The organism is Isoptericola sp. NPDC060185, assembly GCF_042728595.1.
Classification (GTDB): domain Bacteria; phylum Actinomycetota; class Actinomycetes; order Actinomycetales; family Cellulomonadaceae; genus Isoptericola.
Genome location: NZ_JBHWYY010000100.1, coordinates 1 through 13,367, shown reverse-complemented (window position 1 = coordinate 13,367; position 13,367 = coordinate 1). Strand labels below are relative to the sequence as shown.

The window sequence follows — 13,367 nt, the reverse complement described above, 5'->3', positions numbered from 1 at the left end:
CGGCGCGGGGGGTTTTTGTTTTACCCCTCTTCCGGGGGGGGCGCCCGCCCGCGGGGGGGGGGGGGGGGGCCCCCCCCCCCCCCCCCCCCACGCCCGGTCCAGAGGCCCCTCTCGACGCCTCCGGGGGGCGGGTACCCGCCGTGCCCTGACAGCCCGGCGGGTACCCGTGCCTGCCTCAGGCGGGCACCGGCTCCGGCGCCTTCCCCCGGGCGAGCGCCCGCGCGGCGTCGAACTCCCCGAGCACCGCGGCGTCCGGCCGGGGCGTCAGGAGGCTGACCACGACGGCGACCAGGAGGCCGACAGCGAAGCCCGGGACGATCTCGTACAGCGTGTCCGCGAGCCCGGACCGTCCCCACGCGAACGCGACGACGGCTCCCGCCACCATCCCGGACAACGCGCCCCACCGCGTGAGGCGGCGCCAGTACAGGCTCAGGATGACGACGGGGCCGAAGGCCGAGCCGAACCCTGCCCAGGCGAACCCCACGAGATCGAGGATCGAGGAGGTGCGGTCCAGCGCGATCAGGCCGGCGACGATCGCGACCAGGAGGACTCCGCCGCGGCCGAGCATCACCTCGGCGCGCGTGCTCAGCCGCAGCCCGGTCATCTTGACGAGGTCCTCGACGAGGGCGGACGAGGACACGATGAGCTGCGACGAGATGGTCGACATGATCGCGGCCAGCACCGCAGCCAGCACCAGGCCAGCGATCAGGGGGTGGAAGAGGAGCTGGGCCAGCAGCAGGAAGATCGTCTCGGGGTTGTCGACCTCGAGACCCTCGACGTTCGCGTAGGCGACGCCCACCAGTCCGGTCGTCACGGCGCCCAGCGCGGTGAGCACCATCCAGGCGATGCCGATGCGCCGGCCCGCGGTCGCGTCCTGCGGCGTCCGGATCGCCATGAAGCGCACGATGATGTGCGGCTGGCCGAAGTACCCGAGCCCCCACGCGAGCGCGGAGATCACCCCGGTCGCCGTCGCGCCGGCGAAGAACGACAGGTGCTGCGTGGTGCCGTCGGCGTCCGCGGCGCGGATGCCCTCCTGGACCGCGGCCCAGCCGCCGAGGTCGACGATCGCGAGCACGGGCACGGCCACGAGCGCCGCGAGCATGAGCAGCCCCTGGGCCACGTCGGTCCACGTCGCGCCGAGGAAGCCTCCGAAGAGCGTGTAGGCCAGGGTCACGCCGCCCACGACGAGCAGCCCGGTGAGGTAGTCCAGGCCGAACGAGCTCTCGAAGAAGGTCCCCCCGGCCACCATCCCGGAGGAGACGTAGAACGTGAAGAACACCAGGACGATGACGCCGGCCGCGATGCGCAGCAGGTGTGCGGGGTCGCGCAGCCGGTTGTCGAAGAAGCTCGGGATGGTGATCGAGTTGTTCGCGACCTCCGTGTAGGCGCGCAGGCGCGGCGCCACGAACTTCCAGTTGAGCCAGGCGCCGATGGTCAGGCCCACCGCGATCCACGCCTCGACGAGGCCCGTCAGGTAGATCGCGCCGGGGAGGCCCATGAGGAGCCAGCCCGACATGTCGGAGGCTCCCGCGCTCAGCGCGGCGACGCTCGGGCGCAGCCGCCGCCCGCCGAGCATGTAGTCGTCCAGGTCGTCGGTGCGGCGGTAGGCGGCGTACCCGATGCCCAGCATCGCCAGGAGGTACACGACGATCGCGATCGTCTGCCAGGTCTGATCGCTCATGCGATCGATCACCCTCTCGGTCGTGTCGTTGCAGCGTCTGGCGCTGGACGCGCCGACCGCCGCGTGGTGCACGACGGACCGGGGCCAGGTCGGTACGCGGTCGGCGCTGACCTCGCTGCTGTGCCACCCCAAAGGGCCGGAAAACACAACGGCCCGATCCCGAGGAGGGATCGAGCCGTGGTGTCTTCGGTGCGCCCGGAGGGATTCGAACCCCCAACCTTCTGATCCGTAGTCAGATGCTCTATCCGTTGAGCTACGGGCGCAGTCCTGATCGGCGCTGTCGCACCGACCGACGAGAACATTACAGGCCCTCGGCCGGTTCCCCAAACCGAGGATGCCCATCGTGATGCACGACACCGGAGCCGGGCTTCTCGGGCCCGTCCTCGCCGTCGCCCCACCGTCCCGGGCAACAGAAAAGGCCCCGGGCGTTCAGCAGCCGGAGCCTTCCTGGCGGAGACGGCGGGATTTGAACCCGCGAACGGGTTGCCCCGTTACCACCTTAGCAGGGTGGCGCACTAGACCAGACTATGCGACGTCTCCTCGCGGCAGCACAGCAGCACCGCGGCGCCCAGACTAACCGCCGGGGATGCCCGGGGGCAAAGCCGCGCGCCGTCGACCCCGCCACACGGCCGCCCACGCTACGGTCGGGCCCATGCTGGACGACGACGACCAGGACCGCCGGCGCGCCCCTGACGGGCGCCCGGACACCACCCCGCACGACGGCGGGCACCCTCGCGACCAGGGCGACGACGAGGCCGAGGACCAGGCCGATGAGCATGGCGACGACGGGCGCGGAGACCAGGACGTCGACTACGACGTCCTCGTCGTCGGCTCGGGGTTCGGCGGCAGCGTGGCGGCGCTCCGACTGACGGAGAAGGGGTACCGCGTCGGAGTGCTCGAGGCCGGCCGCCGGTTCGCCGACGACGAGCTGCCGCGCACGTCGTGGGACCTGCGCCGCTTCCTGTGGGCGCCCGCGCTGGGCTGCTTCGGCATCCAGCGGATCCACCGCCTCAAGGACGTGCTGGTCCTGGCCGGCGCGGGCGTGGGCGGCGGCTCCCTCGTCTACGCGAACACCCTGTACCGCCCGCTCGACGCGTTCTGGTCCGACCCCGCCTGGGCGCACGTGACGGACTGGAAGGCGGAGCTCGAGCCGTACTACGACCAGGCGGAGCGGATGCTCGGCGCCGTGGACTACCGGCGCACGACCCCGGCCGACGAGGTGATGCGCGACGTCGCCGAGGAGATGGGCGTCGGCCACACGTTCCGCAAGGTGCGGGTCGGCGTGTTCCTCGGGGACGAGGAGACGGCGGACCCGACCCGGCCGTGCGGCGCCCCCGGCGCCGCCGTCCCCGACCCCTTCTTCGGCGGCGCGGGACCGGAGCGGAACCCGTGCCTGCACTGCGGCGAGTGCATGACCGGCTGCCGGCACAACGCCAAGAACACCCTCGTCAAGAACTACCTGCACCTCGCGGAGGGTGCCGGCGCCCGGGTGCACCCGCTGACCACGGCCACCGCCGTCGTGCCACGGGCCGAGGGCGGCTACGAGGTGCGCACGCACCGGACAGGACGGGGCTGGGCCGGCCGTCGCACCTACCGCGCCCGGCAGGTGGTCCTCGCCGCGGGCACGCTCGGCACCCAGCGGCTCCTCCACGCGATGCGCGACAGCGGCGACCTGCCGCACCTGTCCGACCGTCTCGGGCACCTCACGCGCACCAACTCCGAGGCGCTGCTCGGAGCCATGCGCCCCGTGCGGCGCGGGCAGGTCGGCGAGCCCGACTACTCCGAGGGCGTGGCCATCACGTCGTCCTTCTACCCGGACGAGCAGACGCACGTCGAGCCCGTCCGGTACGGGCGCGGCTCCAACGCGATGGGGCTGCTGCAGACCGTGCTGGTCGACGGCGTCGCACCGGGCGAGGGGCCGCGCTGGCGGCGGTGGCTCGGCGAGCTCTGGCAACGGCGCCGGGACGTCCCGGCCCTCTACGACCTCCGCGGCTGGTCGCAGCGCACCGTGATCGCGCTGGTGATGCAGAGCCGCGACAACTCGCTCACGACGTTCACGCGGCGCGGCCCCTTCGGGCGGCGCCTCACGTCCCGGCAGGGCACCGGTGCGCCGAACCCGACATGGATCCCCCTGGCCCACGACGCCGTCCGCGCGATGGCGGCCCGCATGGGCGGGCTCGCCGGCGGCAGCGCGGGCGACCCGTTCGACGTGCCGATGACCGCGCACATCCTCGGCGGCTGCACGATCGGCGACTCCCCCGACACGGGCGTCGTCGACCCGTACCACCGGGTGCACGGCCATCCCGGCCTGCACGTGCTCGACGGCTCGACGGTGACGGCGAACCTCGGCGTCAACCCCTCCCTGACGATCGCCGCCCAGGCCGAGCGCGCGTGCGCCCTGTGGCCCCACCGCGGCGACCCCGACGCCCGGCCCGCACCGGGGTCCGCGTACGCCGTCGTCCCGCCCACGGCGCCACGCCATCCCGTCGTCCCGGCCGCCGCGCCGGGCGCCCTGCGGCTGCCGATCGTCGAGATCCGCTGAGGCGACGCAGGAAAGCGCCCCCGACGGGACCGTCGGGGGCGCTTTGGTGCGTGGCGGAGGGCGAGGGATTCGAACCCCCGGTGCATTGCTGCACAACGGTTTTCAAGACCGTCACATTAGGCCGCTCTGTCAGCCCTCCCGGAACGGCGGCGAGGCCGCCGTCCGGCTCAGCAGTGTACCGGCCGGGCACGCCCGCGGCCCCGGACGCCGAGGCGCACCGGGGCCGCGGGGACGGCCGGTGGACGGGCGACCGTCAGGCCGCGCCGCCGCCCGAGCGCAGCTGGCGCATCGCGAGCTGGACCAGGGCGATGAGCGTCTGCTTCGTCGCCGCGCGCGAGCGGGCGTCCGTGTAGAGCATCGGCACGTGCGCCGGGATCTGGAGCGCCTCGCGGACGTCCTCGAGCCGGTGCTTGGCCACGCCGTCGAAGCAGTTCACACCGACGACGAAGGGCACGCCCCGCGACTCGAAGTAGTCGATCGCCGGGAAGCACTGCTCCAGGCGGTCCGTGTCGACGAGCACGACGGCGCCGATGGCGCCGCGGATCAGGTCGTCCCACATGAACAGGAAGCGGTCCTGGCCCGGCGTGCCGAACAGGTAGAGCCACAGGTTGCCCGGCAGGGCCACGCGGCCGAAGTCCATCGCCACGGTCGTGGTGGTCTTGCGGTCGGACACGCCACCCGCGTCGTCGACGCCCACCGAGTGCTCCGTCATCGCGGCCTCGGTGTTGAGCGGCTCGACGTCGGAGATGGAACCGATGAACGTCGTCTTGCCGACGGCGAACCCGCCCGCGACGACGATCTTCGTGACGGTCGGGGCGGTGGACGGCTGGGCGGGGGCCGCCGCGGGGGCGGACTGCGCCGGGGCCGCGGGGGTCGCCGCGGCCGCGGCCGGCGCCGCCTGCGAGGGCTGGGCCTGCGCGGCCGGAGCCTGCGCGGCCGCGGTCTGCGGCGCCTGGACCTGCTGCGCGACCGGACGCGACGCCGCCTCGGCCACCGGGGCGGCGGCCGTCGGCACCGAGGTGATCGGGCCAGGGGCTGCCTGGGCCGCCGGGGCACCGCCGAGCACGCTCTGCCGCTGCGGGGCGCCCACCGCCGCCGGAGCACCGCCGACCGTCGGCGTGCTCACCGCGCCGACGGTCTGCGAGACCGGCGCCCAGGCCGGGGACATCCCCCCGGACGCTCCGGGCGTCGGGCTGTCAGAGGGCGGAAATGCCATTGAGAACACTCTCCAAGACGCTCAGAGACAGGCCCGAGTGGGAACTGCCGTGACCCGTGTGGACGTTCACCGGGGTCGAGGTGTGCACGGTGATGTGCCCCTCCTCCTGCATGTCCGCGACCAGGATGCGGACGACGCCGAGGGGCAGGCGCAGCAGCGCGGAGAGCTCCGCGATCGAGACGTAGGTGTGCGCGGCGTGCTGCAGGATCGCCCGCTTCTCCGGAGTGAGGCCCATGCTCGTGACGGCACCGGGCAGCACCTCGACCAGCGCCTCGAGCGGCAGGTCGGACATGGCGGAACGGACGCGGCCGCCCGTGACCGCGTAGGGACGCACCGTCGAGGCCTCGTAGCCGTCTGCCGAGTGCGCACCCAGAGAACCGAACGATGCATGCGTCATGGTCGCGACCTCATCCCACCCGCGCGGAGCGCGTCGAGCCGTCCACCGGAAGGTTCCCTCGCATCTCCGAGATCAGCTGCGGGGTGAGCGTGGCCTCGGTGCGGGACACGAGCAGCGCCATCTCGTAGCCGATGAGGCCGATGTCGCAGGACGACTCGGCGACCACCGCGAGGACGGAACCGTTCGAGACGTTCATCAGGAAGAGGAACCCGTTGTCCATCTCGATGACGGCCTGGCGCACGTTGCCGCCGTTGAGCTGGCGGGCGGCCCCACGGGTGAGGCTCGACATGCCGGAGACGATCGCCGCGAGCTGGTCGCCGCTGGTGCGGTCGAGCTGGTCGGACATCGCCATGAGCAGACCGTCCGCCGAGACCACCAGGGTGTGGCGGCTGCCCGGGACGGTGCGCACGAAGTTGTCGAGAAGCCACCCGAAGTTGGTCGCTTCAGTACTGAGGGTCACGCTTCCTCCTCGTCAAGTACGCCGAAGGCGCAGGTCACCGCTGCTGCGGCGCGGATCCAGGGACATCATTCACGGTAGGGACGGCCGGCGTCGAGGCCCCGAGGGCACTCGCGTCGTCACGGCCGCGGCTCGTGGCCGACTGGAAGGCCGACAGACGCGAGCGGAGCTGCTCCGGGTCCCGCTCGATACGGGCCGTGAACCGCTCGGTCGCCCCCGAGGTCTCCCCCGCCCGCTGGCGCCGTGCCAGGCCGCCCGACACGCTCGAGACCGTCGTCGGGCGGTAGGTCTGCTCGTCGTTCGTCGAAGTCACGTTCCCTTCCTGGAAGACGCCGCGCTGCAGCATCGTGGACATCTCCTCGTACAGGACGGCCGAGGCCATCCACTCCGACCGCGCCTCGACCGTGTCCGGCACGAAGTGCGGGTCAAGCGGGTCGTTGCCGCCGGTCTCCGTCGGGCGCAGCGGGAGCACCGAGCCGCCGTACGAGGTGGCCGCCGGCTCCTCGCGCGGCTCCGGCCGGGCCTCCTCGCGCGGCGCCTCGTACGCCGCAGGGGCGGCGTCGAACGGCGCCGGCTCGGGGCGGGTGGGCTCCTGGACGGCACCCATCGACGCCGGGAACGGCGTCGACGCGGCGGGCGCCGCAGGCTCCTCGGACGAGGGCTTGCGGCCGAACAGGCCGCGCTTGCGGCCCGCCTGCGCCTGCTCGCTCTCGCGGGCGGCGCGACGCGTCGGCAGGTCCGCGATGAGGTCCTCGAACGCGGGGAGCTCCTGGAACGCGTCCTGGGCGGGCTCGGCCTGCGGCGCCGGGGCGAGGGAGTCGCGCGGCGCCTGGACCGGGGGCGTGACCGGGTCGAACGACGACGTCGCGACGGGCTCGACGACCTCGCGCACGACCGGTTCGAACGCCGAGGTGGCGGGGCCGGCGTACGCGACCGGCGCCGGCGCCGGGGCCACCGGAGCGGGCGAGGCCGCGGCGGGCGCGACCGGACCGGGCTCCACCGGTGCCGCCGGGGCGGGCGCAGCGGCGCGCGTGGGGAGCGCCACCGCGGGCGAGGCCTCAGTGGCGGGGCGGTACGCCTCCTGCTGCACAGGGGCCGGCGCCGGGGCGGGCGCCGGCGCCTCCTCGGGCTCGGCGACCGGCACGACGTGGGCCGCCGCGGGCGGCTCGTCGACGGCCACCGGGGCGAACGCCTCCGGGAGCGCGGCCGGGTCCTCCGTGACGGCGTCGAGCTGCAGCGTGCTCTCGGTCTCGGAGACGTCGATCGACCCCATGGACCGGAAGCTGGAGAACAGCCCCGCGCGCTGGTCGACGTTGAGCACCGGCGCCGACACGGGCTCGGGCTCCGCCGCCTGTGGCTCCGGCTCGGCGCGGTGCCGGCTCGGCAGCGACGACGCGGAGGCCTCCACCGCCGCCGGCGGGCGCCAGGCGTCGGTGGTCGACTCGTCCGCGAGCTCCGGGAGGTCCGGGGTGGCCAGCGGCGGCAGCACGATCGGGCCGGTGTCGACGCCGGCGGGAGCCGGGGCGTTGTCCGCGGGAGCCTCGGAGCGCCGACGGCGCGGCATGCCGATCGACGTCGTGCCGTCCGTGAGCGCGTCGAGGTCCACCGCGACCGCGGCGGGGGGCTCGGGCGCGACGGGCAGCGACGACGAGATCGCCGGGGTCGGCATGGTCCGGGTGTCGTCGACCGGGGTACCGAACCCCGGCGCGGCGAACGGCGCGGGCTCCGCGAGGGGCGTGGGCTCCGCGAACGGTGCGGGCTCGGCGACGCTCTCCGCGGCGGCGGGCACGGCGTCGACCGGGCTCGAGGCGGGCGCGGCGACGGTGCCCACGGCCTGGCCGCTCAGGTCGGCGGCCGCGCTCTGCGTCGCCGCCTCCAGCGGGTCCGTCGGCTCGGGCAGCGGGAGCGCGTCGTCGGGCAGGAACAGGTCCGCCGGGAACAGCACCGTCACCTCGGTGCCCTGGCCGCCGTCGCCGGCGCGGAACGACACGCGGGCGTTGAGGCGATCGGCCAGACGGCCGACCACGTACAGGCCCAGGCGCTGGGCGCCGACGGCGTCCGACGCGGCCCGGCTGGCGACCTTCGTGTTGGCGTCCGCGATCTCCTCGGGGCTCATCCCCAGGCCGTGGTCGCGGACCGTGACGACCACGCCGCGCTGGTCGCGCGCCGTCGACACCTCGACGGGCGTGTGCGGCTCGGAGAACATCGTCGCGTTCTCCAGCAGCTCCGCGAGCAGGTGCGCGGCGCTCAGGGCGTTGTGCCCGAGCATGTGCGGGTCGACGCGCAGGTCGAGGCGGACGCGGTCGTACAGCTCGATCTCGGAGGACGCCGTCCGGACGACGTCGGAGATCGGCATCGGGTTGCGCACGCGACGGCCGGAGTCGATGCCCGCGAGGACGAGCAGGGACTCGGCGTTGCGGCGCATACGCGTGGCGAGGTGGTCCAGGCGGAACAGGTTCGACAGGGTGCTCGGGTCCTCCTCGGACCGCTCCAGCTCGTCGAGGAACGACAGCTGGCGGTTGAGCAGCACCTGGTCGCGACGGGCCACGTTGACGAACATCTCGGCGATGGAGCCGCGGAGCGCCGCCTGCTCGCGCGCCACGACCATCGTCGTCTCGTTCACCTCGTTGAACGCCGCCGCCAGTCGTCCGATCTCGTCGCTCGACTCGACCGGCACCTGGACGAGGTCGATCGACGGGCCCTGACCGGGCACCGCCATCTGCTCGACCATGCGTGGCAACCGGTCGCGGACGTCCGCCGTCGCGGACGTGAGGCGGGCCAGCGGCTGCACGATGCGGCGCGCGATGAGCAGCGCCAGCAGGAGCGACACGAGCACGACGCCGAACGCGCCGGCACCGGTCAGGATCGCGGTCCGCTGGGCCTGGCCGGCCAGGTCGTTCGCACGGGTCACGGAGTCGGCGCGGACCTCGTCGCGCACGTCCTGGGTGGCGTCGACCCAGCCCTGCGACAGCTCGCCCCACTTGGCGGCGACCTCGGGCTCGATGCCGGAGAGGTTCCAGTACCGCAGCTGCAGGCGGAGGCGGTCGAGCGACGGGTCATAGGCCGGGACCTTGATGTCGCCGGGGATCGCGTCGAGGCGGTCCTGCGCCTCCTTGCGCAGTGAGTCGGTCGACTCGAGCGCGGAGACCATGCGGCTGACGAGCTCGGAGTCGATCTCCTCGCCGTTCGCGGCCTGCTGCAGCACCGCCGCCACCAGCGGGCGCTCCAGGGTGTTGGCGAGCATGGCCTCGTCGAGGGCGATGTACGCCTGCGCGCGCCGGGTCAGCTGGGGGTCCTCGGAGCTCTGCGCCACCGAGCGGGGCACGTTGAGCGCGCTCTCGATCAGGGCGGTGTAGCGCTCGGTCGCCTGCTTCTCCGTCACCTGGTTGGCGGCGACGTTGCGCTGGAGGTCGTCCATCGCGATCCGGTCGCGGATCGTGCGCGCCACGGCGTCCTGGACGTTCGGCGAGAGGTTCGTCGTGGCGAGGGGCTCGAGCGCGTCGTTGCGCGCGTCGAGCGCGACGTCCGTCTTCTCCTGCAGGCCGACGAGCTGCTTCTTCGCGCCCGGCAGACCCATCCACACGCCGATGTTGGTGCCGCGCTCGGCGGCGACCGCCGAGCCGGCGGAGTCCTGCGCCTCGAGCGACTCCATCAGCGCGGCGGTCTGCTCGGCCCGCGTGTTCTCCTGCAACGACTGCCAGGTGATCCAGCCCGCCGTCAACGCCAGGACGAAGATCGGCACGGCGAGTGTCGCAAGAATCTTCCCGCGAACGCCCAACCTGCGGAGCATCTGAACCTCTCTCCAACACTGTTCGTCGAGTGCGGGCGGCCGTCGCCGTCCGTATCCCGGATGGGTGCCATCACGTCCGGCACCCCTCGGCGCGGCCCGGGTGGGCTTCCAGGCGCGCGAGTAGGCTCCATCGGTGTGCGAGCGGTCACGATATCGGCACCAGGCGGTCCAGGGAAACTCGCCCTATCCCTCGTCAACCAGGTCAAACCGGGCCCCGGCGAAGTCCTGGTCGACGTCGCTTCGGCGGGCGTCAACCGTGCTGACCTGCTACAACGCGCGGGAAACTACCCGCCGCCGCCCGGCGCTCCCGAGTGGCCGGGTCTCGAGATCTCGGGTACGGTCCGCGCGCTCGGCCCAGGTGTGACCGGCTGGGCACCCGGCGACCGCGTGGTCGCGCTGCTCGAGGGCGGCGGGTACGCGGAGCAGGCCGTCGCGCGCGCCGCCCAGCTGCTCCCCCTGCCCGACGGCGTGGGGCTCGTCGACGCCGCCGGCCTGCCCGAGGCGGTGTGCACCGCGTGGACCAACCTCGTCGACGCCGGGCGCCTGCACGCCGGGGAGACCGTCCTCGTGCAGGGCGGGTCCGGCGGCGTGGGCAGCGTGGCGGTCCAGCTCGCGGCCGCGCTCGGCGCGCACGTCGTGGCCACGGCGGGCGGCCCCGAGCGGGCCGCCCGCTGCGTCGAGCTCGGTGCCGCCGTCGGCGTCGACCACCGCACGCAGGACGTCGTCGCCGCCGTCCGGGACGCGACCGACGGGCGCGGGGCGGACGTCGTGCTGGACGTGCTCGGCGGGGGCGGCCTGCGCGACAACGTGCGGGCGCTGGCCCCCGGCGGGCGGCTCGTCGTCATCGGGCTGCAGCAGGGCCGCCGCGGCGAGCTGGACCTGGCCGCCCTCATGGCGAAGCGGGCCTGGGTGACCGGCACGACGCTGCGCTCCCGGTCCGCCGACGAGAAGGCTGCCCTCGTCGCCACGGTCTGCGAGCGGGTGTGGCCGATGGTGGCCGACGGCCGCGTGCGCCCCGTCGTGCACGCTCGGCTCCCCCTCGCCGACGCCGCCCGCGCGCACGAGCTGCTCGAGTCGGGCGTGCCGTTCGGCAAGGTCCTCCTCGTCCCCTGACGGGTCCCGCGGCCCGACCGGCCGTCGTCGGTGGGCTGGGCCACACTGGGAGGCATGACCGAGAGCGACGACGCCACCGAAGCACGCTCCGACGAGCCCCGCGCGCGGGTGGTCGCGCCCGAGGGAGAGGACTCCGCCCCCGCCGAGGAGGGTGGCCCCGACGGCGGCGCCCCCGACGCCGAGCCGGGTGAGACGTCGCGCATCGAGGAGCCGGCGAAGGTCATGCGCATCGGCGGCATGATCAAGCGCCTCCTGGACGAGGTGCGCGACGCCCCGCTCGACGACGCGGCGCGCACCCGCCTGGCGGAGATCCACGAGCGCTCCCTCACCGAGCTCGAGGAGGGCCTGTCCCCCGACCTCGTCGAGGAGCTGCACCGGATCACCCTGCCGTTCTCCGACGAGGGCGTGCCGTCGGACGCCGAGCTCCGGGTGGCGCAGGCGCAGCTCGTCGGCTGGCTCGAGGGCCTCTTCCACGGCATCCAGACGGCGCTCGTCGCGCAGCAGATGGCCGCCCAGGCGCAGCTCTCGCAGATGCGCCGGGCGCTCCCGCCGGGCGCGCACCCGGCACCGTTCGGGCCCGGCGGTCCCGGCGGGCCGGGCGAAGGACCGGCGCAGCCCGGCGACGACCGCCGCCCCTCGCCCGGCCAGTACCTGTAGCCGGGCCAGTCGGTCAGGTCCGGGCGGTCATGGCGATCGCGCCGGAGACCAGCGCGAGGCCGGCCAGCTCGGGCCAGGTGGGGATCTGCTGCAGCACGACGGCGCCCACGAGCACGGCGGTGGCCGGCAGCAGGGCCAGCATCACGGAGAACGTCGCCGTCCCGACACGGCGCAGCACCACCTGGTCGAGGACGTAGGGCACGACGGACGAGCAGACCGCCACGACCAGGAGGAAGACGAGCAGCGCGGGATCCGGGACGACGGTCGCCGCCGTCGAGCCGAAGAACGGCGCGAAGGCGACGGCGCCCGCCACCATGCCGACGGCGAGCCCGTCGATCCCCGTGCCTGCGCCGGCGACGCGCTTGCCCAGCACGATGTACCCGGCCCAGCACGCGGCCGCCGCGAGGATCGCGGCGAGCCCGACGACGGCATCCTCCCGCGGGATCCCGGAGCCGAGGGTGACGCCCGCGAGCAGCAGCACGCCGGCCGCCGCCACGGCGATCGCGGCGCGCTCCTGCCACCCGCGCCCGGTGATCGCGGCCACGGCCACCGGGCCGAGGAACTCGATCGCGACGGCCACCCCGAGCGGGAGGTGCGCGACGGCGACGTAGAAGGCCACGTTCATCGCCGCGAGGACGACGCCGAACAGCGCGGCGGCGACGAAGTCGTGCCGGCTCCAGCGGCGCCGCCAGGGGCGTCGCCACGCGACCAGCACGACGGCGGCGAGCAGGATGCGCCACCAGCCGACGGCGGGCGCGGCGAGCGTGTCGAAGAGGCCGACCGCGACGGCCGCCCCGGCGTACAGGGTGAGGCCGGAGACGATGAACAGGAGCGGCGCCGGCACGCGGTCCAGCGCTCCGCGCGGGGTGGGGGCGGGGGTCGGCACCCAGGGAGCATACGGGCGCCGCGCGGGCGCCCTCGCCCCCGGACGAGGACGTCTCCACGCCCGGGATGTGGACGATCCGTGGACGATGCCTGGACGTGCGGTGCGCGGGCCCCCTACGCTCGCGGGGCCACCGGGGGCAGCGCGCACTCCGCGCGCACCGGCTCCGCCGGACGCCCCCTCCGACGACCCCGTGAGGCCGCCATGTCCTTCCAGGACGCGATCAAGACCGTCTTCTCCCAGTACGCCACGTTCACGGGCCGCGCCCGCCGCTCGGAGTTCTGGTACTTCTACCTGTTCGTGGTGCTGGTCAACATCATCACGAACAGCCTCGACCGCATGCTGTTCGAGAACGCGATCCTCAACAGCCTCGCCGCGCTCGCGCTCCTGCTCCCGCAGCTGGCCGTCGGCGCCCGCCGCCTGCACGACACCGGCAAGTCCGGCTTCCGCCTGTTCTGGGCGTTCCTGCCGATCATCGGCTGGATCATGCTGATCGTCTGGTGGGCGCAGGACAGCCAGCCCGGCGCGAACCAGTACGGCGAGAACCCGAAGGGCGCCCAGACCGGCGCGCCGTACGGCGCCCCGGCGGCCTGACGCGCCACCCGCCACGCACGACGACGGCGGCCCGGGC

10 protein-coding genes and 3 tRNA genes are annotated in these 13,367 nt (G+C 74.2%); 4 read left to right on the top strand and 9 right to left on the bottom strand.

Annotated features, from left to right (window positions below; translation table 11 throughout):
* Positions 1-175: 175 nt before the first annotated feature.
* The 3 genes from putP to ACFWDO_RS19845 all read right to left on the bottom strand — a co-directional run bounded on the left by putP (position 176) and on the right by ACFWDO_RS19845 (position 2,221).
* Positions 176-1,681 (bottom strand): sodium/proline symporter PutP, encoded by a 1,506-nt coding sequence (gene putP / locus ACFWDO_RS19855; RefSeq protein WP_380324077.1) that lies wholly within the window; start codon positions 1,679-1,681, stop codon positions 176-178.
* A gap of 190 nt (positions 1,682-1,871) precedes the next feature.
* A tRNA-Arg gene (locus tag ACFWDO_RS19850) sits at positions 1,872-1,944 on the bottom strand.
* A gap of 185 nt (positions 1,945-2,129) precedes the next feature.
* Positions 2,130-2,221 (bottom strand) — tRNA-Ser (locus tag ACFWDO_RS19845).
* Between the two features lie 112 nt (positions 2,222-2,333).
* Here ACFWDO_RS19845 and ACFWDO_RS19840 point away from each other — a divergent pair.
* On the top strand, positions 2,334-4,223 hold the full coding sequence (locus tag ACFWDO_RS19840; RefSeq protein WP_380324080.1) for a GMC oxidoreductase: 1,890 nt from the start codon (positions 2,334-2,336) through the stop codon (positions 4,221-4,223).
* Between the two features lie 51 nt (positions 4,224-4,274).
* On the opposite strand, the gene ACFWDO_RS19835 is transcribed toward ACFWDO_RS19840, so the two are convergent.
* The 5 genes from ACFWDO_RS19835 to ACFWDO_RS19815 form a co-directional block, all read right to left on the bottom strand.
* A tRNA-Ser gene (locus tag ACFWDO_RS19835) sits at positions 4,275-4,362 on the bottom strand.
* 114 nt (positions 4,363-4,476) lie between these two features.
* Positions 4,477-5,022 carry an ATP/GTP-binding protein gene (locus ACFWDO_RS19830; RefSeq protein WP_380324101.1) on the bottom strand — a complete coding sequence of 182 codons (546 nt, stop codon included), beginning with the start codon at positions 5,020-5,022 and terminating at the stop codon, positions 4,477-4,479.
* A gap of 397 nt (positions 5,023-5,419) precedes the next feature.
* Positions 5,420-5,836, bottom strand: a complete 417-nt coding sequence (locus ACFWDO_RS19825) for a DUF742 domain-containing protein (RefSeq protein WP_380324083.1) — start codon at positions 5,834-5,836, stop codon at positions 5,420-5,422.
* A gap of 10 nt (positions 5,837-5,846) precedes the next feature.
* Positions 5,847-6,296, bottom strand: a complete 450-nt coding sequence (locus tag ACFWDO_RS19820) for a roadblock/LC7 domain-containing protein (RefSeq protein ID WP_380324086.1) — start codon at positions 6,294-6,296, stop codon at positions 5,847-5,849.
* Positions 6,297-6,330: 34 nt separating this feature from the next.
* Complete coding sequence (locus ACFWDO_RS19815) at positions 6,331-10,035, bottom strand: nitrate- and nitrite sensing domain-containing protein (protein WP_380324089.1); 3,705 nt, start codon at positions 10,033-10,035, stop codon at positions 6,331-6,333.
* 183 nt (positions 10,036-10,218) lie between these two features.
* On the opposite strand from ACFWDO_RS19815, the gene ACFWDO_RS19810 reads away from it, so the two are divergent.
* Positions 10,219-11,196, top strand: a complete 978-nt coding sequence (locus tag ACFWDO_RS19810; protein ID WP_380324092.1) for an NAD(P)H-quinone oxidoreductase — start codon at positions 10,219-10,221, stop codon at positions 11,194-11,196.
* Between the two features lie 54 nt (positions 11,197-11,250).
* Positions 11,251-11,853: a bacterial proteasome activator family protein gene (locus ACFWDO_RS19805; protein WP_380324095.1), complete on the top strand. Its 603-nt coding sequence runs from the start codon at positions 11,251-11,253 to the stop codon at positions 11,851-11,853.
* A gap of 13 nt (positions 11,854-11,866) precedes the next feature.
* Here ACFWDO_RS19805 and ACFWDO_RS19800 read toward each other — a convergent pair whose 3' ends face one another.
* Entirely contained in the window at positions 11,867-12,697 is an 831-nt protein-coding gene (locus ACFWDO_RS19800; protein WP_380324104.1) for a DMT family transporter, read from the bottom strand.
* Between the two features lie 243 nt (positions 12,698-12,940).
* On the opposite strand from ACFWDO_RS19800, the gene ACFWDO_RS19795 reads away from it, so the two are divergent.
* Positions 12,941-13,330 carry a DUF805 domain-containing protein gene (locus tag ACFWDO_RS19795; RefSeq protein ID WP_380324098.1) on the top strand — a complete coding sequence of 130 codons (390 nt, stop codon included), beginning with the start codon at positions 12,941-12,943 and terminating at the stop codon, positions 13,328-13,330.
* Positions 13,331-13,367: the final 37 nt, after the last annotated feature.

Coding starts and splice junctions, on each gene's coding strand:
- putP (WP_380324077.1), bottom strand. CDS start 1,681: ATGAGCGATCAGACCTGGCAGACGATCGCGATCGTCGTGTACCTCCTG.
- ACFWDO_RS19840 (WP_380324080.1), top strand. CDS start 2,334: ATGCTGGACGACGACGACCAGGACCGCCGGCGCGCCCCTGACGGGCGC.
- ACFWDO_RS19825 (WP_380324083.1), bottom strand. CDS start 5,836: ATGACGCATGCATCGTTCGGTTCTCTGGGTGCGCACTCGGCAGACGGC.
- ACFWDO_RS19805 (WP_380324095.1), top strand. CDS start 11,251: ATGACCGAGAGCGACGACGCCACCGAAGCACGCTCCGACGAGCCCCGC.
- ACFWDO_RS19795 (WP_380324098.1), top strand. CDS start 12,941: ATGTCCTTCCAGGACGCGATCAAGACCGTCTTCTCCCAGTACGCCACG.